This is a genomic window from Acidimicrobiales bacterium (assembly GCA_035316325.1).
Lineage (GTDB): Bacteria > Actinomycetota > Acidimicrobiia > Acidimicrobiales > VFJN01 > DASXTK01.
Map to the genome: position 1 here is coordinate 57,077 of DATHJB010000135.1, position 22,182 is coordinate 79,258.

The 22,182-nt window shown below is 71.7% G+C and carries 18 protein-coding genes; 9 read left to right on the forward strand and 9 right to left on the reverse strand.

Going from position 1 to position 22,182, the window contains the following annotated elements; all coding sequences use genetic code 11:
- Positions 1 to 3 precede the first annotated feature (3 nt).
- The 3 genes from VK611_18005 to VK611_18015 are packed head-to-tail and all read right to left on the reverse strand — an operon-like array spanning position 4 to position 4,129.
- The gene (locus tag VK611_18005) at positions 4 to 396 is read right to left on the reverse strand and encodes an SCO5389 family protein (protein ID HMG43230.1); all 393 of its coding nucleotides are present in this window, start codon (positions 394 to 396) and stop codon (positions 4 to 6) included.
- Positions 397 to 444: 48 nt separating this feature from the next.
- Complete coding sequence (locus tag VK611_18010) at positions 445 to 1,671, reverse strand: geranylgeranyl reductase family protein (GenBank protein ID HMG43231.1); 1,227 nt, start codon at positions 1,669 to 1,671, stop codon at positions 445 to 447.
- Between the two features lie 4 nt (positions 1,672 to 1,675).
- The gene (locus tag VK611_18015) at positions 1,676 to 4,129 is read right to left on the reverse strand and encodes a VanW family protein (GenBank protein ID HMG43232.1); all 2,454 of its coding nucleotides are present in this window, start codon (positions 4,127 to 4,129) and stop codon (positions 1,676 to 1,678) included.
- Positions 4,130 to 4,353: 224 nt separating this feature from the next.
- Here VK611_18015 and VK611_18020 point away from each other — a divergent pair, with 224 nt between their 5' ends.
- Positions 4,354 to 5,253, forward strand: coding sequence for an SDR family oxidoreductase (locus VK611_18020; GenBank protein HMG43233.1), 900 nt, complete (start codon positions 4,354 to 4,356; stop codon positions 5,251 to 5,253).
- A gap of 10 nt (positions 5,254 to 5,263) precedes the next feature.
- Positions 5,264 to 5,653, forward strand: coding sequence for a VOC family protein (locus VK611_18025; GenBank protein ID HMG43234.1), 390 nt, complete (start codon positions 5,264 to 5,266; stop codon positions 5,651 to 5,653).
- Here the strand turns inward: VK611_18025 and nucS are convergent.
- Together nucS and VK611_18035 are read right to left on the reverse strand one after the other, a co-directional pair.
- Positions 5,640 to 6,314: an endonuclease NucS gene (gene nucS, locus VK611_18030; GenBank protein ID HMG43235.1), complete on the reverse strand. Its 675-nt coding sequence runs from the start codon at positions 6,312 to 6,314 to the stop codon at positions 5,640 to 5,642. The two genes, VK611_18025 and nucS, sit on opposite strands and share 14 nt — an antisense overlap.
- An 11-nt stretch (positions 6,315 to 6,325) precedes the next feature.
- Positions 6,326 to 7,147, reverse strand: coding sequence for a helix-turn-helix transcriptional regulator (locus tag VK611_18035; GenBank protein ID HMG43236.1), 822 nt, complete (start codon positions 7,145 to 7,147; stop codon positions 6,326 to 6,328).
- Between the two features lie 102 nt (positions 7,148 to 7,249).
- Here VK611_18035 and VK611_18040 point away from each other — a divergent pair, with 102 nt between their 5' ends.
- Positions 7,250 to 8,032 carry an SDR family oxidoreductase gene (locus tag VK611_18040; protein HMG43237.1) on the forward strand — a complete coding sequence of 261 codons (783 nt, stop codon included), beginning with the start codon at positions 7,250 to 7,252 and terminating at the stop codon, positions 8,030 to 8,032.
- A gap of 19 nt (positions 8,033 to 8,051) precedes the next feature.
- On the opposite strand, the gene VK611_18045 is transcribed toward VK611_18040, so the two are convergent.
- On the reverse strand, positions 8,052 to 9,650 hold the full coding sequence (locus VK611_18045) for an AarF/UbiB family protein (GenBank protein HMG43238.1): 1,599 nt from the start codon (positions 9,648 to 9,650) through the stop codon (positions 8,052 to 8,054).
- 96 nt (positions 9,651 to 9,746) lie between these two features.
- Entirely contained in the window at positions 9,747 to 10,502 is a 756-nt protein-coding gene (locus tag VK611_18050) for an inositol monophosphatase family protein (GenBank protein HMG43239.1), read from the reverse strand.
- A gap of 81 nt (positions 10,503 to 10,583) precedes the next feature.
- On the opposite strand from VK611_18050, the gene cysD reads away from it, so the two are divergent.
- Genes cysD through cysC form a run of 3 tightly spaced genes read left to right on the forward strand, consistent with a single transcriptional unit; the run spans position 10,584 to position 13,349 of the window.
- The gene (gene cysD / locus VK611_18055; protein ID HMG43240.1) at positions 10,584 to 11,501 is read left to right on the forward strand and encodes a sulfate adenylyltransferase subunit CysD; all 918 of its coding nucleotides are present in this window, start codon (positions 10,584 to 10,586) and stop codon (positions 11,499 to 11,501) included.
- 2 nt (positions 11,502 to 11,503) lie between these two features.
- Entirely contained in the window at positions 11,504 to 12,769 is a 1,266-nt protein-coding gene (locus VK611_18060) for a GTP-binding protein (GenBank protein HMG43241.1), read from the forward strand.
- Positions 12,770 to 12,773: 4 nt separating this feature from the next.
- Complete coding sequence (gene cysC, locus VK611_18065; protein HMG43242.1) at positions 12,774 to 13,349, forward strand: adenylyl-sulfate kinase; 576 nt, start codon at positions 12,774 to 12,776, stop codon at positions 13,347 to 13,349.
- Here the strand turns inward: cysC and VK611_18070 are convergent.
- The gene (locus VK611_18070; GenBank protein ID HMG43243.1) at positions 13,346 to 13,981 is read right to left on the reverse strand and encodes a helix-turn-helix domain-containing protein; all 636 of its coding nucleotides are present in this window, start codon (positions 13,979 to 13,981) and stop codon (positions 13,346 to 13,348) included. The two genes, cysC and VK611_18070, sit on opposite strands and share 4 nt — an antisense overlap.
- Before the next feature lie 232 nt (positions 13,982 to 14,213).
- Between VK611_18070 and VK611_18075 the strand changes: the two genes are divergently transcribed.
- Positions 14,214 to 15,479 carry a hypothetical protein gene (locus VK611_18075; protein ID HMG43244.1) on the forward strand — a complete coding sequence of 422 codons (1,266 nt, stop codon included), beginning with the start codon at positions 14,214 to 14,216 and terminating at the stop codon, positions 15,477 to 15,479.
- Between the two features lie 91 nt (positions 15,480 to 15,570).
- Here the strand turns inward: VK611_18075 and ettA are convergent, their stop codons facing one another.
- Positions 15,571 to 17,250, reverse strand: coding sequence for an energy-dependent translational throttle protein EttA (gene ettA, locus VK611_18080; protein ID HMG43245.1), 1,680 nt, complete (start codon positions 17,248 to 17,250; stop codon positions 15,571 to 15,573).
- 511 nt (positions 17,251 to 17,761) lie between these two features.
- On the opposite strand from ettA, the gene VK611_18085 reads away from it, so the two are divergent.
- Both VK611_18085 and VK611_18090 read left to right on the forward strand, forming a co-directional pair.
- Positions 17,762 to 21,418: a multifunctional oxoglutarate decarboxylase/oxoglutarate dehydrogenase thiamine pyrophosphate-binding subunit/dihydrolipoyllysine-residue succinyltransferase subunit gene (locus VK611_18085; protein ID HMG43246.1), complete on the forward strand. Its 3,657-nt coding sequence runs from the start codon at positions 17,762 to 17,764 to the stop codon at positions 21,416 to 21,418.
- A gap of 13 nt (positions 21,419 to 21,431) precedes the next feature.
- The gene (locus VK611_18090; protein ID HMG43247.1) at positions 21,432 to 22,145 is read left to right on the forward strand and encodes a hypothetical protein; all 714 of its coding nucleotides are present in this window, start codon (positions 21,432 to 21,434) and stop codon (positions 22,143 to 22,145) included.
- Positions 22,146 to 22,182 lie beyond the last annotated feature (37 nt).

The following is a 22,182-nucleotide window of genomic DNA, read 5'->3' on the forward strand; positions in this document are numbered from 1 at the left end:
CCTTCAGCAGTCGCGCAGCAAGGGCGACTGGTTGAGGAGCTGCGCCCGCACCGATGTGAACCGCTGGTAGGTGTCGCTGTCGGCGGCGCCGAGCCGGAACGCCGCCACCCGGTGGCAGTTCTGGAACGCCAGGCGCACGCCGAAGTGCCGCTCGAGACTGCCACGGATCGCGTCGCTCGCGAGCGCGCGGAGCAGCTGACCCCGGGCGGCTTCCGACGGCGGTGGCGTCTGGTTGTCGGTGAACTCGGCATCGCTGTGGCCGAGGTCGTCGACCAGACCGGCGATCAGGTCATAGGCGTAGGGGAGCGAGGTGCGCACCGCGTCGAGGAAGTCGGCCTCGTCGACCGTGCCTTCCTCGGCCTGGCGGAGCAGGGCTGGAGAGACGTCGAGGGACATGGGACCCGTCCTTTCCCGCAAGAAGACGCTCGGTGTCGAGCGTCTCCCTCAGGGTAACGGCGTCGAGCGATAGGTGCCGGGGCCCGAGAGCACTCCGCGGTGCCAGCGGCGGGGGGTCAGCAGGATCGCCCGGGGGTAGTCCTCGAACAGCCAGCGGGCGAAGTTGCCCCGGGTCCAGCGGGTCGAGCCGGCCAGCCGCACCGCCGCCCGGGCCCCCTTGCGATGCCGCAGCGCCCGGATCAGCAGCAGCGACAGCTTGTGGTCGGCGACCAGCGCCCGCTCGACGGCGGTGCGGTAGCGGCCGGTCACGTCGACCGCGTCGCCGCCCGACGTGATCGTCTCGGCCGCCAGCATCCCCGTGAGCAGCGCCTGGCCGATGCCCTCGCCGGTCATCGGGTCGGTCGCGGCGGCGGCATCGCCCACGAACAGGGTCCGCCGGCCGGTGAGCACCACGTCGTCGACCCGGGCGGGGATGGGCCAGGCCTTGTGGGCCTCCTCGGCCACGGCGTCGTCGCCCAGCACCGCCCGGATGTGGGGCCGGTCGAGCAGCTCCCGCCAGATCGCCGCCATGTCCTGGATGCGACCCACCTTCCCACCCCGCTGGATCCCGAAGCCCACGTTGGCGTGGCCGTCGGGCAGCGGGAACGACCAGGCGTAGCCCGGCAGCAGGTCGGGCTCGAACCACACGAACAGCTCCGACGCCGCCCGGGGGCCGACGTTGCCGAAGTACTGGCGGAAGGCGTGCCACTCGCCCCGGTAGCCCCGGGTGTCGAGCCCGAGCGCCTTGCGCACCGGCGACCACATGCCGTCGGCGGCCACGACCCAGCGGGCCCGCACCACGCCGACGTCGGCGACCTCCACGTCCACGGCGTCGTCGTGCTCGGTGACGGCCCGGCAGGCGTGGCCGTCGAGCACCTTGGCGCCGGCGTCTCGGGCCAGGTCGAGCAGCGCGGCGTCGAGGTCGGCCCGGCGGGTGACGGCGGCGTAGGTGCCCTGGCCGCGGGGGAGCGGGAACACCGACTCCCGGCCAGACGGCGAGCGGACCACCACGTCGTCGACCCGCTGCCACGACGCCACCGACCGCGGGTCGAGGCCCAGGTCCTCCACCAGACGCAGGGCGCCGGTGGTCAGCCCGTCGCCGCACGTCTTGTCGCGGGGGAAGCGGGCCTTGTCGACGACGGTCACCGCCACGCCGGCCCGGGCCAGCGTGATCGCCGCGGCCGCGCCGGCCGGACCGCCGCCGACGACCACCACGTCGGTGGCGTCGGCGGTCACGGGATCACCCGCCCGGCGGGGGTGGCGGGGGCGGAGGGGGTTCGGCCGGCGGGATGACCGAGCCGTCGCAGCGCTTGCCCTCGGGGCGGTACGTCGACTTGAACTGGTCCTGCTCCGTGGTGCCGTCGGGGTAGGTGCGGGTGCGGGTGGTGACCACCACGCGGCACGCCCCGTTCATCGACTCGGCCTTGTTGGTCTGCTCGGCCTGGGCGTGCGGCGTGGAGTAGAAGGTCACCGTGATGCTGGTCGGCGTGTACGACGTCCAGATCAGGACACCGTATGGCGTGTTGTTGCGGATCCGGACATCCGGGTGGGGGAAGCCCATCGTGGCCTCGCGGCCGGGCGGGTACCGGGTGAACCACTCCGAATGCGACTGCGACTCGAGGATGTCGAGCCCGGCGAAGTAGGCGGCGTTGAACGTGGTGGTGGCGAACTGCGAGATGCCGCCGCCGACCTCCGACACGTGCCGGCCCTCGCGGATGGCCCCGGCGTCGACGTAGCCGTCGGCGTAGGAGCGCTGGCCCACGCGGTCGTTGATCGAGAACTCGCCGCCCGGTGGGATCACCGCGCCCCGGACCTCGTCGGCGATCCGCTCGATGTTCTTGTTCCGGGGCTCGCCGGCGCCGTGGTAGGTGGTGAAGCCTGCCGCCAGGCCGCTGGGGATCTCGGCGCCGTTCTGGAAGCCGCGGTTGCCGCCGATCGGCTGCTTGATGCCCCAGGCCTCGACCTCGGCGGTGGTGTGCTCCGGCTCGACGACCTTGGCCTCGAGGGCGACTTCGGGCTGGCTGTCGCGCAGCGCCTGCCAGACCTTGTCGGCCGAGCCCTCGCCGCAGCACTCCACGCCGTTCGCCCCGGGGGTCACCACCGGCTGCCCGCTCGGGTTGAGGGTGACGGTGGCGTTCTTCGGCTCGGCGGTGAGGCCGCCCAGGAGTCCGGGCAACGCCGGGGTGGCGGCGTCCGTGTTGAACGCCAGGTCGAGCTGGCCGTCGGTGACGGTCGGGCTCAGCCAGCCCCGGAGCGTCGCGGCCGGCACCGGCGCCGAGTACTCCTCGGCCGTCAGGGTGAGGCCGTCGGCGGTCATCCCGTTCGCCCGGTCGGCCAGGTCCTGGGCCTGCTGGTCGGTGAAGGTGGGCTCCTCGTCCTGCGACGCGGCGTCGATCTCGATGGCGCCGTCGGGCGCGGCGAGGACGGCCCGGCGCAGCTCCGAGGTCACCTCGTCGGCGTCGATGCCCACGCCCGGCTGGCCCGCCTTCATGGCGAACCCGTTGGCGGTGAGCTCGATCGTCGGCTCGACGGGCTCGGTGCGGTCGGCACCCTGCAGGCGCTGCAGCGTCTCGACGGTCTTCGCGTCGTCGGCGGTCAGCTCCAGGGGCGCGTCGTTGCCGCCGAAGAACGACCCGAACCACTTGAAGGGCTGGACCAACAGGAAGCCGCCCCGGCCGGTGTCCATCGCCGCGTCGACGGTGGCCTCCTGGTCGATCGTCAGGCCCAGGTCGCTCACCGTGGTCTGGTAGGTGCGGCCGTCGGAGGTGAGGGTCACCTCCCGGGCGGCGGTGCTGACCGCCAGCTCCGAGACGGCCCCGGGCAGATCGTCCTCGCTGGTGCCGGAGATCGACGTGCCGGCCAGGTCGACGTTGCGGACCACCTCGCCGGAGTGGGTGGCGGTGTCGATCGCCCAGGCGGCGATCAGCAGGACCAGCAGCGCCACCGGCGCGGCGATGAGGGCGAGTTTGGGCAGCTGGCGACCGTCGGGCGGCGCCTCGTCGGCCGTGACCGCGGGGAACTTGCCGGAGCGGAAGTGGCGGGGACCGTCGGGGCCTTCGGCGTCGGCATCCGCCTCGGTGGCGGTGTCCGTGTCGGCGTCGGCGTCGGTGGACGGGGTGGCGGTGGTCGCGGCGGCAACCGTGGGCACGTCGAAGACGCGCCCGGGGGCTGCTGCGGGCTCGTCGGTGGGCGGGGGAGCGTCGATCACCGGCATCTGCCGGGTGACCGCCGGCTCTTCGCCCACCGCGGCGATGGCCGCGGCGGCCGCGGCGGCCGTGCCGTTGCCGGCTGCGTCGGGCTTCGGCGCCTCGGCCTCTGGCTCCTCAGCCTCGGGAGTGCTGTCGGGCTTCGTCGCGGCGAGGGCGGCGCTGATGGCAGCCCAGTCGGTGCCGGACGAGCTCGGTGTCTCGGCCTCGGGGTCGTCGTCGGGCGTCGACGCCGTCTCGGCGTCGGAGGGAGCGTCCGGGTCGACCAGGGGTGCGTCGACCACCGGCATCTGGCGGGTGACGGGCGGCTCCGCGTCGGGGCGCGACGCGTCCTCGGGGGTCTCGCTGTCGTCGGTCTCGCTGTCGTCGGCCGCGGTGTCGCCGCCGTGGTCGCTGTCGTCGGCGCGCGCGGTGTCCGGCGCGTCGCTCGTGGTCTCGTCGCCTACGTCCGCAGTGGGATCGCTGTGTGCCCCCACCTCGTCGTCCACTGCGGTGTCGCGGCGCTCGCCGTCGCTGTCGATGTCCCTAACTCCCGGTGGTCGGTCTTTCTCGGGCGGGTCCCCTATACCCACACAAGGCAACAACCCTGCCACGTGCCAGGGGGGCATTCCCAACCACCTCTCGTGACGGTTGGGCGACGTTTGTGCGACGGAATGGCCATCGCACTACGGTCCGTCGCCGGCAGGGCCTCGACCCCAGGGGGAACGACCACATGGGAATCTGCGACGGACGGGTAGCGATCGTGACGGGTGCCGGGCGCGGCATCGGTCGGGAGCACTCCCTTCTGCTGGCCGCACAGGGCGCCAAGGTCGTGGTGAACGACCTCGGTGGCACCCGCGACGGCAGCGGCAGCGACGCCGGTCCCGCCCAGGAGGTCGTCGACGAGGTGAAGGCGCTCGGCGGCGAGGCCGTGGCCAACACCGACGACATCAGCGACTTCAAGGGCGCGGAGTCCCTGGTCAACACCGCCATCGAGGCCTTCGGCAAGCTCGACGTCCTCGTCAACAACGCCGGCATCCTCCGCGACCGGATGCTGGTCAACATGACCGAGGCCGAGTGGGACGCGGTCATCCAGGTGCACCTCAAGGGCACCTTCGCCCCGGCGCACTTCGCCGCCAACCACTGGCGCGAGCGCTCCAAGGCCGGCGAGGAGGTGGACGGCCGCATCGTCAACACCACGTCGCCGTCGGGCATCTACGGCAACGTCGGCCAGACGAACTACGGCGCCGCCAAGGCCGGGATCGCCGCCTTCACGATCATCGCCGCCAAGGAGCTGGGCCGCTACGGGGTCACCGTCAACGCCATCGCCCCCGCGGCGCTCACCCGCATGACCGAGGACCTCGGCATGGGCGGGGCCTCCGAGGAGACGAAGGAGTCGATGTCGCCCCGGCACATCGCTCCCGTGGTCTGCTGGCTGGCGAGCCCGCTGTCGGCGAGCGTCACCGGCCGGGTGTTCGACGTCTCCGGCCGCATGCTCTCGGTCTCCGAGGGCTGGCACCGGGGCCCGACGATCGAGAACCCCGACGACGACCCCGAGACCCTCGGCCACGCCGTGCTCGACCTGGTCGCCCAGGCCAGGCCGAACGCCAACATGTTCGGCTACGACGAGTAGGGCTACCGCGATGGGTGTCGCCACGGGGCGGTTGCGGCAGGTGGCGTTGCACGTCGACGACCTCGACCGGGCGATCGCCTTCTACCGGGACGTGGTCGGGCTGCGGTTCGTCGCCAAGTTCGAGCCGCCCGGGTTGGGGTTCTTCGACCTCGGGGAGACGCGGCTCCTGCTCGAGGGTGGGGCGCCGGCGTCGTTGCTCTACCTCGAGGTCGACGACGTGGTCGCGGCACATGCGGCGTTGGGCGACGCCGGCGTCGAGCTGGAGGGAGAGCCGCACCTCATCTTCCGCGACGACACCGGCCAGTTCGGCCCTCCGGGCACCGAGGTCTGGCAGGCCGCCTTCCGCGACTCCGAGGGAAACCTGGTCGTCCTCGAAGAAGGACGGCTCAGAACAGCTTGAGGACGTCGGACTCGATGCCGCGGAGGGCGTCGTAGTCGACCTCGACGCAGGCGATCGCACGGTCGGTGGCGAGGACCTTGGCCTGCGGTCTGATCTGCTGGGCGACGAAGACGCCCCGCACCGGGCGCAGCAGCGGGTCGCGCTCGAGGAACTCCAGGTAGCGGGTCAGCTGCTCGACGCCGTCGATCTCGCCCCGGCGCTTGACCTCGATGGCGACCGCCCGCCCGTCGGCGTCACGGCACAGCAGGTCGACCGGGCCGATGTCGGTGGGGTACTCCCGTCGGACCAGCCGCAGGCCGGGGGCGATCGCCTCGCAGTTCGCCGCCAGCAGCTCCTGCAGGTGGGCCTCGACGCCGTCCTTCTGCAGGCCCGGGTCGACGCCCATGTCGACGCTCTGGTCGGACAGCACCTCGTGCAGCGTGATCGTGAGCGCCTCGCCCTTGGGGCTGCGGACGGTCCAGACCTCCTGACCGGTGCCGTCGAGGTCCTCGGTCAGCACGTTGGGGGCGTTCATCCAGTTCAGCGGCTTGTAGGCGCCCCCGTCGGCGTGCACCGCCACGCACCCGTCGGCCTTCACCATCAGCAGCCGCGTGGCCTCGGGCAGGTGCGCCGTGAGGCGCCCCGCGTAGTCGACCGTGCACCGGGCCACCACCAATCGCATGGCGGCCGACGTTACGCGAAGTCGAGCTCCACGGTGGTGAGCAACTCGAACGCGGTGCGTGACCGCTCGTCGCCGGCGGGGCGGTACAGGACCAGGATCACCGCCTGGTCGAACGACCGGAACGACTCGTAGGCCGCCGTGAACGAGCCGACCACCGGGTGGGCGAAGCGCTTGTAGCCGGTCGCGCACGGCTTGACGTCGTGGTCGTCCCACAGGCGGCGGAAGTCGGCGCTCGCTGCCGCCAGCTCGGCGACGAGGGCCTCGAGCTCGGGGTCGTCGTGGTCCGGGTGCAGCGCCGAACGCAGGAAGGCGACGCAGTTGGCGGCGTCGGTCGCCCAGTCGGGGTGGTAGTCGCGGGAGGCCGGGTCGAGGAAGAACCAGCGGGGGAAGCTCGGCGTGGGCTGCCGGCCGAGCGGGCCCAGGAGCGCCCGGGCGGCGGGGGTGGCCGCGATCACCTCCAGGCGCGGCGACATCAGGTAGGCGGGCTTGGGTGCCAGCGCCTCCAGCGCCTCGACCGCCGTGCCCACCGCGGCCGTCGGCGACGGTGGCGGCGCGGCGATGCCGGCCAGAAGGCGCAGGTGGGCGTGGGCCGTCCGGTCGAGTCGCAGCGCCCGGGCCAGGGCGTCGAGCACCTCGGTGGACGGGCGGGACGACCGGCCCTGCTCCAGGCGGATCAGGTACTCCACGCTGACGCCCGCCAGGCTGGCGACCTCCTCGCGCCGCAGCCCGGGGGTCCGACGGCGCCCGTTCACGGGCAGGCCCAGGTCGGACGGATCGACCCGAGCGCGGCGGGCCCGCAGGAAGGCTCCCAGGCTGCTGTCGACGTCGGCCATCCCCGTCAGTGTGCCCGGCCGACGGCGCAGCGGCCTGTCCCTGCGATTACCACCTACGAGCCGACCTGGTTGGGCCCGGCCGTCGCCCGCACGATCGACGGGATGACCGAAACCCACACCCAGAACCGCACCGACGCCTCCACCCGCCCCCTCGCCGGGCGCGTCGCCTTCGTCACCGGCGCGTCCAGCGGCATCGGCGAGGCCGTCGCTCGACAGCTGGCCGACGCCGGGGCACTCGTGGCCGCGGTCGCCCGCCGGGCCGACCGCCTCGCCGACCTCGGCGACGGCGTCACTCCCGTGCCGGTGGACGTGACCGACCCCCAAGCCGTCGCCGCCGCCGTCGAGCGGGTCGTCGACGAGCTGGGCCCTCCCGACCTGGTGGTGGCCAGCGCCGGCGTGATGCTCCCCAGCGACGTGGAGGACACCCGCCTCGACCTGTGGCAGCGCACCATCGACGTCAACCTCACCGGCATCGCCGCCACGCTGGCCGCCACCGTGCCCCACCTCATCGCCGCCGCGGCCGAAGGGCGGACGGCCGACCTGGTGCTGGTGTCGTCCGTGGGCGACCGGCTGGCCTTCCCCGGCTACGCCTTCTACAGCGCCAGCAAGGCCGCGGTGACGAAGCTGTGCCACGACCTGCACCTGGACCTGGCGCCCTTCGGCGTCCGCACCCTCAACCTGCGGCCCGGCCTGGTGGCCAGCGAGCTCCAGACCAACGTGACCGACGCCGGCCGCCGGGAGGCCCTGCTCCAGTGGCTGGAGGAGATCACCGCCCTCGAGCCCGACGACGTCGCGGGACCTCTGGTGGCGGCGCTGTCCCTGCCCCGCCACGTGTGCATATCGGAGCTGACGATCGTGCCGACCGCCCAGGTCGACTCGCTCTGAGCGATCTGCAGAGCGGGGCTCAGCGACCCCGGCGCTTGCGGCTCGCCGCCATGTTCTCCCGGATGGTGGCGCGGCGGGCCATCAGGTCTCGATGGGTGATGGATTCCGTGGAGGAGTCGACCCCGAAGCTGGCCTTGACCCCCGTGAGGTCGACCTCGACCGTGCGGGGGTCGATGCCCACCTCCGCGGTGATGCGGTCGCCGTGACGGGTGGCGAAGTACATCGACAGCTCGGCGATCTCGCCGAAGAGGTCGAGGTCGGGGGCGAGCCGGCCGATGGCCGCGTCGAGGAACATCATGTTCTTCACGAACAGCATGAGCTCCTTCGGGAACTTCGCTCCCAGGCCCAGCAGCGCCTTCATGACCTGCTGGATCTCGCCGACGAGCTGCTCACCGGTGAGCGTGGTGGGATCGACCGGCGGCTGGTCGAGCTTGAGGTCCTGGACCACCTGGTCGAGGTCGACGTCGGGCGGCAGCGCCCCCAGGTCGCGCAGGGCCGCCAGCTGGCCGCGGATGTCGTTGCCGGCGCTGCCCATCATCAGCCGCAGCAGCGCCACCCGGCGGAACTCGTCGAGCCGGCCGGTGATGCCGAAGTCGAGCAGGGCGGTGCGACCGTCGGCCCGCACGAACAGGTTCCCGCCGTGCAGGTCGCCGTGGAAGATGCCGTGCAGCAGGGCACCCTCGACCGACCCGATCATCCCGGCCCGCACCACGGCCTCGGTGTCGACTCCGGCCTCCTTCATGCCGGCGACGTCGTCGAAGGCGAAGCCGTCGAGGCGCTCCATCACCAGCACCCGCCGGGTGACCAGCTCGGGGTGGGGGCGGGGGATCACGTAGTGGCGCTGCTCGAGGGCGGCGAACATGGCGGCGACGTCGAGCATGTTCTCGGCCTCGAGCCGGAAGTCGAGCTCCTCGGAGATGATCTCGGCGAACAGCTCGACGAGGGCCGGTGGGTTGGCCAGCGCTGCGATCGGGATGCGCCCGACCAGGTGGGGAGCCACCCAGGCGAGCACCCGGAGGTCGTCGTGCACCAGGGTGGCGACGGTGGGGCGCTGGACCTTCACGACCACCCGCTCGCCGCTGCGCAGCGTCGCCGCGTGCACCTGGGCGATCGACGCCGCCGCCAGCGGGGTGCGGTCGACCCAGCGGAACACCTGGTCGAGCGGCCGGCCGAAGTCCTCCTCGACGATCCGGCGGACGGTGGCGAACGGCTCGGCCGGCACCCGGTCGCGGCACTTCTTGAACTCGTCGGTCAGCTCGACCGGGAAGATGCCCTCGCCCGACGAGATGATCTGGCCCAGCTTGATGTAGGTGGGGCCGAGGCGCTCGGCGGCCTCCCGGAGACGGCGGGAGATACCGGCCCGGCTGACGCTGTCGCCCTGCCGCTTCTCCCGCAGGGCCCACAGGCCCACGGCGGGGACGATGTGGCGGGCCACGGTGAACACCCGGCGGCCCGGTGGCCAGCGGCTCGGCTTGACCAGCTCAGGGACCTGCGCACGGACCCGGGCCCGCTCCTCGGCGAGGCCCCGGCGCCAGGGCAGGTTCTCGGGGTCGTCGAGCGTCCAGGGCGGGTCCTCGCTGTAGGACCCGACCGCAAGGTCCGTGGGGGCCACAACCATGCCCGGAGTCTTGCTGGCCGTCGCCGACCTCGGGAAATTGCGTTCGTCGGCCCGCCATGTGCGGGTTCTCGAACGCAATTTGCCCGGGGGTCGGGGTCAGCGGAGGGCGGCGAGGATCGGGTCGGCCAGCTCCGCCCGGCAGATGAGCAGGTCGGGGAGGTAGGGGTCCGGCTGGTTGTAGACGAGCGGCGAGCCGTCGAGCCGCGACGCGTGCAGGCCGGCCGCCATCGCGACGGCCGCGGGCGCCGCCGAGTCCCACTCGTACTGCCCGCCAGCGTGGGCGTAGATGTCGGCGTCGCCCCGCACGACCGCCATCGCCTTGGCCCCCGCGGAGCCCAACGGCTGGACGTCGGCACGCAGCGCGGCGGCGATGATCCGAGTCTCCTCGGCCGGCCGGCTGCGGCTCACCACCATCCGTGGCGGGCCCTCCGGTCGGGGCGGCAGCACCGGGGCCGGCTGCGACGCCAGGGTGATCCCCTGGGCCGGCAGGGCCACCGCCCCCGCCGCGGCCACGCCGCCGACGACCAACGCCACGTGCACCGCCCAGTCGACCCGCGGCACCTCCCCGAACTCGCGGGTGCCGTCGAGCGGGTCGACGATCCACACCCGGGGTGCCACCAGGCGGGCCGGATCCTCCCGACCCTCCTCGGAGAGCACGGCGTCGTCGGGCCGCAGCTCCGCCAGCCGGGCCACCAGCAGCTTGTGGGCCTCCCAGTCGCCCAGGTCGCCCAACCGCCAACCCGGCCACGACTCCGCCTTCGCCCGCAACTCCACCAGCAGCTCGCCGGCCTCCGTCGCCAACTGCGCGGCCAGCGCGTGGTCGTCGGCGGTCACGGTCGGGTCGACGGGCATCCGGCATTCGTAACACGGTCACCGATGGTGCCGGGACTCGTATTGCTTACCAGTTTGGTCGGAATTTAACCTTGGGCGCTCATGCCCACGACCGCCCCCTACGAGCTGAGCCACCTCCAGGCCCTCGAGGCCGAGGCGATCCACGTGATCCGTGAGGTCGCCGCCGAGTTCGAGCGGCCGGTGCTGCTGTTCTCGGGCGGCAAGGACTCGGCCGTCATGCTGCACGTGGCGGCGAAGGCCTTCGCCCCGGCCCGACTGCCGTTCCCCGTGATGCACGTCGACACCGGCCACAACTTCCCCGAGGTGATGGCCTACCGCGACCAGCGGGTGGCCGAGCTCGGGCTGCGGCTGATCGTGGCCAGCGTCCAGGAGGCGATCGACGCCGGCAAGGTGGTCGAGGAGACGGGCCCCCGGGCCAGCCGCAACCGGCTCCAGACCTTCGCCCTGCTCGACGGCATCGAGGTCAACCGGTTCGACGCCGTGTTCGGCGGCGGCCGCCGCGACGAGGAGAAGGCTCGGGCCAAGGAGCGGGTGTTCAGCTTCCGCGACGAGTTCGGCCAGTGGGACCCGAAGAACCAGCGACCCGAGCTGTGGAACCTCTACAACGGCCGCCACCGGCAGGGCGAGCACATCCGGGTGTTCCCGCTCAGCAACTGGACCGAGCTGGACATCTGGCAGTACATCGCCACCGAGCGGGTGGAGCTGCCGTCGATCTACTTCGCCCACCGGCGGCGGGTGTTCGAGCGCGACGGCATGTGGCTGGCCGAGACCGAGTTCACGTCGCTGCTGCCCGACGAGGAGGTGGTGGAGAAGCTGGTGCGCTACCGCACCGTGGGCGACGCCACCATCACCGGCGCCGTCGAGTCGACCGCGACCACGCCCGAGGCGATCGTGGAGGAGACCGCGGTCACCCGGGTCACCGAGCGGGGCGCCACCCGCGGCGACGACCGCATCTCGGAGGCCGGGATGGAAGACCGCAAGCGCGAGGGTTACTTCTAGAGATGGAACTGCTCAGGTTCGCGACCGCGGGCTCGGTGGACGACGGGAAGTCGACGCTGATCGGACGGTTGCTGTACGACTCGAAGGCCATCTTCGAGGACCAGCTGGAGGCCGTGGAGCGCACCAGCCGCGACCGGGGCGACGAGTACACCAACCTGGCGCTGCTCACCGACGGCCTGCGGGCCGAGCGGGAGCAGGGCATCACGATCGACGTCGCCTACCGCTACTTCGCCACCCCCAAGCGCAAGTTCATCATCGCCGACACCCCCGGCCACGTGCAGTACACGCGCAACATGGTCACGGGGGCGTCGACCGCCGACCTGGCCCTGGTGCTGGTCGACGCCCGCAAGGGTGTGCTGGAGCAGTCCCGCCGGCACGCCTTCCTGGCGTCGCTGCTGGGCATCCCGCACCTGGTGGTCTGCGTCAACAAGATGGACCTGGTCGACTGGTCGCAGGAGCGGTACGAGGAGATCAAGGCCGAGTTCCGCTCCTTCGCGATGAAGTTGGAGGTCGTCGACCTGTCGTTCGTGCCGATCTCGGCGCTGCACGGCGACAACGTGGTCACCCGGTCGGCCAACTCGCCCTGGTACGAGGGCGCTCCGCTGCTGCACCACCTGGAGGAGGTGCACATCGCCTCGGACCGGAACCTGATCGATGCCCGCCTGCCGGTGCAGTACGTCATCCGGCCGATGAGCGACGAGCACCACGACTACCGGGGCTACGCCGGCACGGTGGCCGGCGGCGTGCTGAAGCCCGGCGACCAGGTGGTGGTGCTGCCCTCGGGGTTCACGTCCACGATCGCCGGCATCGACGGTCCGAACGGGGAGCCGGTCGAGGAGGCGTTCGCTCCGATGGCGGTCACCGTGCGGCTGACCGACGACGTGGACGTGTCCCGAGGTGACATGATCTGTCGAGACCGCAACCGCCCCCACGTCGGTCAGGACCTGGAGGCCATGGTCTGCTGGCTGACCGCTGAGAGCCAGCTTCGTCCGGGAGCGAAGCTGGCTCTCAAGCACACCACCCGTTGGGGCCGGGCCCTGGTGAAGGACCTGCAGTACCGGCTCGACGTGAACACCCTGCACCGCGATGAGCAGGCCGAGAGCCTGACGCTCAACGAGATCGGCCGCATCCGGCTGCGCACCACGGTGCCGCTGTTCTTCGACGAGTACCGGCGCAACCGCAGCACCGGCAGCTTCGTGCTGGTCGACGAGGTCTCCAACAACACGGTGGCGGCCGGCATGATCCTCGGCCCCACCGACGTGCCCTAGCCCGATGACCCGCGACGTCACCTGGCACCAGGGTGCGGTAGGTGCCGACGAACGGCCCTGGCGCGGTGCCACCGTGTGGTTCACGGGCCTCTCGGGCTCGGGGAAGTCGACCGTGGCGGTGGAGGTGGAGCGCCGGCTCGTCGCTGCCGGCCGGGCCGCCTACGTGCTCGACGGCGACAACCTGCGTCTCGGGCTCAACGCCGACCTCGGGTTCACGGCCGACGACCGCACCGAGAACATCCGCCGGGTGGGGGAGGTGGCCCGCCTGTTCGCCGACGCCGGCGTCGTCGCCGTGGTGCCGGTGATCAGCCCCTACCGGGCCGACCGCGACCGCGTGCGGGCGATCCACCGGGAGGCGGGCGTCCCGTTCCTGGAGGTGTGGGTCGACACGCCCCTCGACGTGTGCGAGGCCCGCGACCCCAAGGGCCTCTACAAGAAGGCCCGCGCCGGCGAGATCACCGGCTTCACCGGGATCGACGACCCCTACGAACCCCCCGAGCACCCCGACCTCCGCCTGACCCCCACCGACGGCACCCCCGAGGCCCAGGCCGCCCTCGTCGTCGCCCTGCTCCCGGGCTAGCTGCTCGCCTTCTGGCGGGTGCGGAGGCGCTTGGTCTGGGGGCTGGGTTGGACCGCGAGGATGGCGGCGACGGTGTCGACCAGGTGGCTGACGAAGAGGCGGTCCTCGTCGTGGGGCTCCTCGGCGGCGCGGCGGGCGAGCTCGGCGAAGGTGAAGCGGATGGCGGCCACGCGCTGCGCGAGGCGGGACCGGGGCTCCAGGGCGTCGAGCAGCTGGTTCCAGCGGCCCATGCTGTTGTCGGGCTCCCGCTCGGGGAACAGCTGCTCGAACGACACCGGCCGTGAGTAGTACTCGCCGGCGATCTGGAGGTACGCCCGGCCGCCGTCGGGGTCGTTGAGCTTGGCGGCGATGGGCTGCACCAGCGCCGCCGCCAGCGCCCGCAGGCCGCCCTCGCCGTCGCCGTCCTCGTACTGCTCCAGCAGGGCGTTGCGCCGGGGCTCGCTGTCGTAGCGGTGCTTGTCGACCAGCGCCTTCAGCAGGCCGTCGCGGTCGCCGAAGTGGTACTGCACGGCCCCCGTGTTGTGCTGCTCGGCCTCGCGGTTGATCTCCCGCAGCGACACGCCCGCGATGCCACGCTCGGCGAAGAGCCGTTCGGCGGCACTGACGATGCGGTCGCGGGTGTCGTTTCCCATTCGGACGCCGAGCGTAGTGCGACGTGACTGCCGAAGTAAGGCGCACGGCTTATTTATTGACTCAAGCGGCGTCGTTCCGGTAACAATTGACTTAGCGACGTCGTCGCTGCTGGTCGTTGACTGGGGGCCGGCTGGGGGAACACCACAGCCAAAGGGGGAGCCTTCCATGGAAGGTTCAGTCATCCATCGATCCAGGGCGAGATCCGCCACCGGAGCCGTCCTCGCCGTGGCCATGCTCGCGCTGCTCACCGTCGCCGTCCGCCCGGCCGCCGCGACGGTGGCAGCGCCGCAGGCCAAGGCCCAGGTCACCAACCCGCTGCCCATCGTCTTCGTGCACGGGTACCTCGGGTCCGGGGCGCAGTACCGCAGCCCGGCCATGCGGTTCGACAGCAACGGCTACCCGGCGAACCGCATCCGGGCGTTCGACTACAGCTCCGACGCCAGCGGCCTCGACGCCTTCATCGACTCGGTCCGCACCGAGTTCGGCGTGTCGCAGGTGCGGGTCGCCGCCCACTCGCTGGGCACGCTGGTGATGCTCGGCTACCTGCTCAACCCGTTCCAGTCGGCCAAGGTCGAGAAGTACGTGGCGCTCGACGGCACCTCGGCGTTCTGCATCTGGGGCACCCAGTGCACGGCGATCACCGCCGCCCAGCTGGGCCAGACGCACATCGAGGCGTCGCTGTCACCCGAGTCGTTCGCGCTCCAGTACCAGTTCTTCACCGGTCAGGCGCCGGCCACGACGACGATCACGCCGCAGGCGGGCCAGGTCCAGATCGCCGGCCGGGCGCTGAACTTCCAGGTCAACACCCCGGCCACGGGCACCACCGGAGAGCTGTGGGCCATCGACCAGGCGACCGGGCAGCGCACCACGGGCGGCCCGCAGGCCACCTTCAGCATCGGCTCGAACGGCAACTTCGGTCCGCTGCCGGTCACCTCGGGGCAGTCCTACGAGATCGCCCTGACCCGCAGCGGCGTCGGCCTGATGCACTACTACTTCCAGCCCTTCACGCACAGCACCCACCTGCTGCGCCTGCAGGTGCCGGAGGCCGGCAGTGCCCAGGTCACCAACACCAACGTCGGGCCCGACCACGCCGCCGCGGTCGTCCTGCGCTACCGCGAGTGGTGGCGGGCCGGCTCGCATGGCGCCCGGCTCGACAACCTCGACATCGGCACCACCGGGCCGGCCGGCACCCAGGCCCCGGTCAACGTGCTGAGCCGGGTGACCGCCGATGTCGCCGGCGTGCACGTGCACGACAACACGGCCTCGCCGCGGGTGTCGTCGCTCGACCCGTTGACCTACTTCTCGTCGCAGGCCTTCCAGACCGGGGTGGACGTCTACATGCCGGGGTCGAACCCGGCGACGGGGACGATCACCTTCTCGAACGACCCGAGGGGCGATGCCAGCAAGCGTCAGGTGATCAACACGCCCAACTGGGCCTCGCTGGTGGGGACGACCCGCCACGCCATGCTCGTCGAGTTCAACGACTACGTGGCATAGCACGCAGTCGCCAGGTGTCGGCGCGGCAGATCCCAGTCCCGCTGCGCCGGCTGAAGGGGAGGGACCGCCCCGGGGCGGTCCCTCCTTCGCGTCAGCGCGTGAGCGGCTTGAACTTGATGCGGTGGGGCTGGTCGGCCTCGGCGCCCAGCTCGCGGTGCCGCACGGCCTCGTACTCGCTGAAGTTGCCCTCGAACCACCGCACCTGGCTGTCGCCCTCGAAGGCGAGGATGTGGGTGGCGATGCGGTCGAGGAACCAACGGTCGTGGCTGATGACGACGGCGCAGCCGGGGAACGCCTCCAGCGCGTCCTCCAGGGCCCGCAGCGTGTCGACGTCGAGGTCGTTGGTGGGCTCGTCGAGCAGCAGCACGTTGCCGCCGCGCTTGAGCATCTTCGCCAGGTGGACGCGGTTGCGCTCGCCACCCGACAGCACCCCGACCGGCTTCTGCTGGTCGGAGCCCTTGAAGTTGAACGAGGCGACGTACGCCCGCCCGTTGACCTCGCGGCTGCCCAGCTTGAGCAGGTCCTGGCCGCCGGTGATCTCGTCGTAGACCGAGCTGTCGCCCTGCAGCACGTCCCGCGACTGGTCGACGTACGACATCTCCACCGACGAGCCGATCGTGATCCCGCCGCCGTCGGGCTTCTCGGCCCCGGTGAGCATCCGGAACAGCGTGGTCTTGCCGGCGCCGTTGGGGCCGATGATGCCGACGATGCCGGCCGGCGGCAGCGAGAACGACAGGTCGTCGATCAGCAGCCGGTCGCCGTAGCCCTTGGACAGCCCGGCGACCTCGATCACCTGGTCGCCCAGGCGCTGGCCCGGCGGGATGTGGATCTGCAACTTCTCCGGCCCGCGCTCGGCCTCCTCGGCCTCGGCCCGCAGCCTCTCGTAGGCGGAGAGGCGGGCCTTGCCCTTGGCCTGCCGTGCCTTCGGGGCCATGCGCACCCACTCCAGCTCGCGCTGCAGGGTGCGGCGACGGGCCGAGTCGGCCCGCTCCTCCTTGGCCAGCCGCTCCTGCTTCTGGTCGAGCCAGCTGGAGTAGTTGCCCTCGAACGGCATGCCGCGGCCGCGGTCGAGCTCGAGGATCCAGCCGGCCACGTTGTCGAGGAAGTAACGGTCGTGGGTGATGGCCACGACGGTGCCGTGGTAGTCGCGCAGGAACCGCTCCAGCCACGCCACCGACTCGGCGTCGAGGTGGTTGGTGGGCTCGTCGAGCAGCAGCAGGTCGGGCCGGCTCAGCAGCAGCCGGCACAGGGCGACGCGGCGCTTCTCGCCACCGGAGAGGTTGGTGACCCCGGCCTCGCCGGGCGGCAGGCGCAGGGCGTCCATGGCGATGTCGACCGTGCGCTGCAGGTCCCAGGCGCCGGCGGCCTCGATCTTGGCCTCCAGGTCGGCCTGGCGGGCGCCGAGCTTCTCGTAGTCGGCGTCGGGGGCGGCCCAGCCGGCCATCACCTCGTCGTACTCGGTGAGCAACCCGGCGACCTGGCCGACGCCGTCCATCACGTTGCCGTGCACGTCCTTGGCCTCGTCGAGCTGCGGCTCCTGCTCCAGGAGGCCCACGGAGAAGCCGGGGGAGAGCCGGGCGTTGCCGGTGAAGCCGTCGTCGACGCCGGCCATGATCCGCAGGAGCGACGACTTGCCGGCGCCGTTCGCGCCGAGCACGCCGATCTTGGCGCCCGGGTAGAAGGCCAGCGTGATGTCTTTCAACACCTCCTTGTCAGGAGGGTGGAAGCGACTCACCTTCTGCATGGTGAAGATGAACTGGGCGCTGTTCATAAGCGCGCGACGCTACAGCACCACTATTCAGGTCCTTACACCTCGCTCCTGCCGTCCCTGGCTGTCCCCCCGGACCACCCAGGGACGACAGAAGCGTGATCTTGTCGGGGATTTATCGATCGCGGCGGATCGAGATGATCTCGTCGAGGTGGAGCACGACGTCGCTGTCGTCGACCACGAGCCAGGCGCTGTCCTTGACGCAGGACAGCAGGGTGCCACGCATGGTGGCGGCAAAGGTACGCACGATGACTGCAGCACCGAGGAGTGGGCGCAACGCTCGGTTGCTCACACCTGGCGCCTGAAGGGTGACGATCCCGTTCAAGTGAGGACCCCCTTATGTGCCGTGTCCGTCCGTCGCGGGATTTATACCCCGCCGGCGTCCGGACCGGGTGACAGATCTGAGACAAACGCGCGAACGACGCTGCGTGCGGATGGCCACCCGATGGCGTAATCGGAACGTGCCCGGACACCGGGACAGGAGCACCGGGGAGGACCGGTACGATCGGTGACTGTGGGTGAGCAACGATCGACCGACACCTTGGGACCGAATGCCTGGCTCGTCGACGAGATGTACGAGCAGTACCTCGCCGATCCGTCGTCGGTGAGCGACGCCTGGCGCGACTTCTTCGCCGACTACCGCCGCGACATCGATCCCGAGATCACGCCCGTCCTCGCCGCCGCCGTGCCGCCCACCGCCGCGCCGGCTCCGGCCCCGCCCGCCGCGGCTCCCAGCACCAACGGCAGCTCCGCCACGGCCACCGCCGCCAAGGCCGCGGCCCCCGCGGCGAAGGCCGCGGCCGCCGCCGAGGTGCCCGGCGAGCCGCTGCGGGGTGTCGCCGCCAAGATCGTCGAGAACATGGAGGCCAGCCTCCAGGTCCCCACGGCCACGAGCTTCCGCGACCTCCCCGCCAAGCTGCTGGAGATCAACCGCCGCGTGGTGAACGGCTACCTGGGCCGCACCCGCGGCGGCAAGGTCAGCTTCACCCAGATCATCGGCTACGCCGTGGTGCGGGCCATCGCCACGTCGGCGAGCGCCATGAGCCGCACCTACCTCGAAGGCCCCGACGGCAAGCCCCGCGTGATCCGCCACGAGCACGTCGGCCTCGGCATCGCCGTCGACGTCGAGAAGTCCGACGGCACCCGGAGCCTGGTGGTCCCGGTGGTGAAGAACGCCGACACCATGGACTTCCGCACCTTCTGGGCCTCCTTCGACGAGATCATCCGCAAGGTCCAGTCCAACAAGCTGACGGTCGACGACTTCGCCGGTGCCACGCTCACCCTCACCAACCCCGGCACCATCGGCACGGTGCAGTCGGTGCCGCGGCTCATGCAGGGCCAGGGCGTCATCGTGGGCGTCGGGACGATCGACCACCCGGCCGAGTGGCGCGGCGCCGACCCGGTCACCCTCGCCGATCTGGGCGTCTCCAAGGTGGTCACGGTCACGTCGACCTACGACCACCGCATCATCCAGGGCGCCGAGTCGGGCCTGTTCCTCAAGCGGGTCGAGGAGCTGCTGCTGGGGGGCGACGGCTTCTACGACGAGATCTTCCGCTCGCTGGGCGTGCCCTACGAGGCCATCAAGTGGCGCCGTGACGTCAACCCGGCCAACACCGAGCAGTCGCTGCTGGAGAAGCAGATGGCGGTCGCCACGCTCATCCGGGTGTACCGGGTGCGGGGCCACCTGATCGCCGACCTCGACCCGCTGCGCTGGCGCGAGCCGCAGATGGCCACCGAGCTCGACCCGGCCACCTACGGCCTCACCATCTGGGACCTCGACCGCGAGTTCCTCACCGGCGGCCTGGCCGGCCGGGACAAGATGGTCCTCAGCGAGATCCTGCGGGTGCTGCGCGACGCCTACTGCCGCACGTCGGGCGTCGAGTACATGCACATCCAGGACCTCGACGAGCAGCACTGGATCCAGGACCAGATCGAGTCGAACAACCTCGAGCTGCCCACCGACGACCAGCAGCACATCCTCGAGCGCCTCAACGCCGCCGAGGCCTTCGAGAAGTTCCTCAGCACCAAGTGGGTCGGGCAGAAGCGCTTCGGCCTCGAGGGCACCGAGAGCCTGATCCCCATCCTCGACGCCATCCTCGAGCTGGCGGCCGACGGCGGCCTCGACAGCGTCGTCATGGGCATGCCGCACCGCGGTCGGCTCAACGTGCTGGCCAACATCGTCGGCAAGTCGTACGACCAGATCTTCAAGGAGTTCGAGGGCACGGTCGACCCCAACGCCGTCCAGGGCACGGGCGACGTGAAGTACCACCTCGGCCAGGTCGGCAAGTTCCAGAGCCGCCAGGGCGTCGAGATCGGCGTCGAGCTGGCCGCCAACCCCAGCCACCTCGAGGCGGTCGACCCGGTGGTCGTCGGCATGGCCCGGGCCCGGCAGGACCAGATCAACGACCCCGAGGCCTTCTCGTCGCTGCCCATCCTCATGCACGGCGACGCGGCGTTCGCCGGCCAGGGCGTGGTGGCCGAGACGCTCAACATGAGCGACATCAAGGGCTACCGCGTCGGCGGCACCATCCACCTCGTGGTGAACAACCAGATCGGCTTCACCACCACGCCCGAGGCCGCCCGGTCGGGCTACTACTGCACCGATGTGGGCAAGATCGTCCAGGCGCCGATCTTCCACGTCAACGCCGACGATCCCGAGGCCTGCGTGCGGGTCGCCCGGCTGGCCTACGCCTACCGGCAGCGGTTCCACAAGGACGTGGTCATCGACCTGGTCGGCTACCGCCGCTACGGGCACAACGAGGGCGACGACCCGAGCTACACGCAGCCGCTGATGTACGCCAAGATCGAGCAGCGCCGGTCGGTGCGGAAGCTGTTCACCGAGTCGCTGGTCAAGCGGGGCAAGCTGTCGCTGGAGGAGGCCGAACAGGCGCTCGACGACTTCCAGAAGCGCCTGCAGCAGGCCCTGGAGGAGACCCGCCAGTCGGCCCCGCCCGCCGGTGTACGGGCCGCGGCGCCGCCGCCGGCCGTGGGCGTGCTGGCCCATGTGGAGACCGGCGTCGACGCCGCCACCGTCGACCGGGTGTACTCGGGCCTCAGCAACTGGCCCGAGGGCTTCCACGTGCATCCCAAGCTGGCCCGCCAGTTCGAGTCCCGCGACAAGATGTTCCGCGGCGACGGCGAGGTCGACTGGGCCACCGCCGAATCGCTGGCGTTGGGGTCGCTGCTGCTGGAGGGTGTCGACATCCGCTTCGCCGGGCAGGACTCCCGCCGTGGCACGTTCAGCCAGCGCCACGCCGTGCTGGTCGACCACGAGAACGGCGAGGAGTGGTTGCCGCTCAAGAACCTCGACGAGCAGCAGGGTCAGTTCTGGATCTACGACTCGCTGCTCTCCGAGTACGCGGCCCTCGGCTTCGAGTACGGCTACTCGGTGGCCAACAAGGAGGCGCTGGTCCTCTGGGAGGCGCAGTTCGGCGACTTCGTCAACGGCGCCAGCACGGTGATCGACCAGTACCTGGTGGCCGCCGAGGACAAGTGGAACCAGACGTCGGGCCTGGTGCTGCTGCTGCCGCACGGCTACGAGGGCCAGGGCCCCGAGCACAGCTCCGGCCGCATCGAGCGCTTCCTCACGCAGGCCGCCGAGGACAACATCCAGGTGGCGATGCCCACCGCCGCGGGGCAGTACTTCCACCTGCTGCGGCGCCAGATGCGCCGTGAGGTGCGCAAGCCGCTGGTGGTGTTCACGCCCAAGTCGCTGCTGCGGGCCCGGTCGGCCCGGTCGCCGGTCGAGGCGCTCACCACGGGCACGTTCGAGGAGGTCCTCGACGACACGACGATCGCCGAGCCGGGCGCGGTGCGCCGGATCGTGCTGGCGTCGGGCAAGGTCGGCCAGGACGCCCTCGCCGAGCGCGACAAGCGGGGCGTGCCGGTGGCGGTCGTGCGCGTGGAGCAGCTCTACCCGTGGCCCTACGACCGGCTGTCCGAGGTCGTCGCCCGCTACCCGAACGCCCAGGAGCTGGTGTGGCTCCAGGAGGAGCCGGCCAACATGGGCGCCTGGGCCTTCGCCCAGGACCGGCTGGCCGAGCGCTTCGTCGACTCCCACGCCATCCTGAGGGTGAGCCGCTACGAGTCGGGCAGCCCGGCCACCGGCTCGCACACCATCCACGTCCAGGAGCAGGAAGCCATCCTCGACGCGGCACTCTCCGTCCCCTGACCTCGGAGGCGTCATGATCGCAACGGTTCACCTGGCCGACGGGGGAGTCCCGTCGACGCTGCGCTCGCTGGGCCGGGCGCCGCAGCCGGGCGTGGTGCCGGGGCTGCGCGAGGCGCGCGCTCTGGTCGCCGCACCGCTGGGTGGCCGCCCGCCGCGGCCGCAGCTGGGGCGCCTCGGGCTCGTCGCCTTCTGGGACGACGATGCCGCCGCCGACGCCTTCCTGGCCGGCGACCACCCGCTGGTGGAGCGGCTTTCCGGGGGCTGGTCGGCCCGCCTCGAGCCGCTGCGGGCGGTGCCGGAGGTCGGCGGTCACTTCCCGGGCGTGCCCACCGACCTGCCCAGCGGTCGCGACGACGGTCAGAGCGACGGGCCGGTGGCCGTGCTGACGATCGGGCACCTGCGGCGCGGGCGCACGCTCCCGTTCCTGCGGGCGAGCAGCCGGGCCGAGCGCGCGGTGGTCGGCGCTCCCGGGCTGCTGTGGGCCACCGGGTTCGCCAACGTGGCCCAATCGGTGGTGGCCACCTTGTCGCTGTGGGCGTCGAGCGGCGAGCCGCACGCGTACGCCACGTCGGCCGACGGCCACACCCGCGCCATGCGGGAGGACCGGCAGCGCACCTTCCACCACGCCGGGTCGTTCGTGCGCCTCCGCCCCTACGCGGTCTCGGGTTCCCTCGGAGGGCGCAACCCGCTGGCCGACGGGGTGCTCGCGCCCGCCGACCTCAGCTGACCGGCGCCAGCGCCCGCAGCGTCGTGCTGTCGGCGGC

Coding starts and splice junctions, on each gene's coding strand:
- VK611_18075 (HMG43244.1), top strand. CDS start 14,214: ATGCTCGCGCTGCTCACCGTCGCCGTCCGCCCGGCCGCCGCGACGGTG.
- cysC (HMG43242.1), top strand. CDS start 12,774: ATGACCCGCGACGTCACCTGGCACCAGGGTGCGGTAGGTGCCGACGAA.
- VK611_18025 (HMG43234.1), top strand. CDS start 5,264: ATGGGTGTCGCCACGGGGCGGTTGCGGCAGGTGGCGTTGCACGTCGAC.
- VK611_18020 (HMG43233.1), top strand. CDS start 4,354: ATGGGAATCTGCGACGGACGGGTAGCGATCGTGACGGGTGCCGGGCGC.
- cysD (HMG43240.1), top strand. CDS start 10,584: ATGCCCACGACCGCCCCCTACGAGCTGAGCCACCTCCAGGCCCTCGAG.
- VK611_18005 (HMG43230.1), bottom strand. CDS start 396: ATGTCCCTCGACGTCTCTCCAGCCCTGCTCCGCCAGGCCGAGGAAGGC.
- nucS (HMG43235.1), bottom strand. CDS start 6,314: ATGCGATTGGTGGTGGCCCGGTGCACGGTCGACTACGCGGGGCGCCTC.
- VK611_18070 (HMG43243.1), bottom strand. CDS start 13,981: ATGGGAAACGACACCCGCGACCGCATCGTCAGTGCCGCCGAACGGCTC.
- VK611_18040 (HMG43237.1), top strand. CDS start 7,250: ATGACCGAAACCCACACCCAGAACCGCACCGACGCCTCCACCCGCCCC.
- VK611_18050 (HMG43239.1), bottom strand. CDS start 10,502: ATGCCCGTCGACCCGACCGTGACCGCCGACGACCACGCGCTGGCCGCG.
- VK611_18090 (HMG43247.1), top strand. CDS start 21,432: ATGATCGCAACGGTTCACCTGGCCGACGGGGGAGTCCCGTCGACGCTG.
- ettA (HMG43245.1), bottom strand. CDS start 17,250: ATGAACAGCGCCCAGTTCATCTTCACCATGCAGAAGGTGAGTCGCTTC.
- VK611_18045 (HMG43238.1), bottom strand. CDS start 9,650: ATGGTTGTGGCCCCCACGGACCTTGCGGTCGGGTCCTACAGCGAGGAC.
- VK611_18060 (HMG43241.1), top strand. CDS start 11,504: ATGGAACTGCTCAGGTTCGCGACCGCGGGCTCGGTGGACGACGGGAAG.
- VK611_18035 (HMG43236.1), bottom strand. CDS start 7,147: ATGGCCGACGTCGACAGCAGCCTGGGAGCCTTCCTGCGGGCCCGCCGC.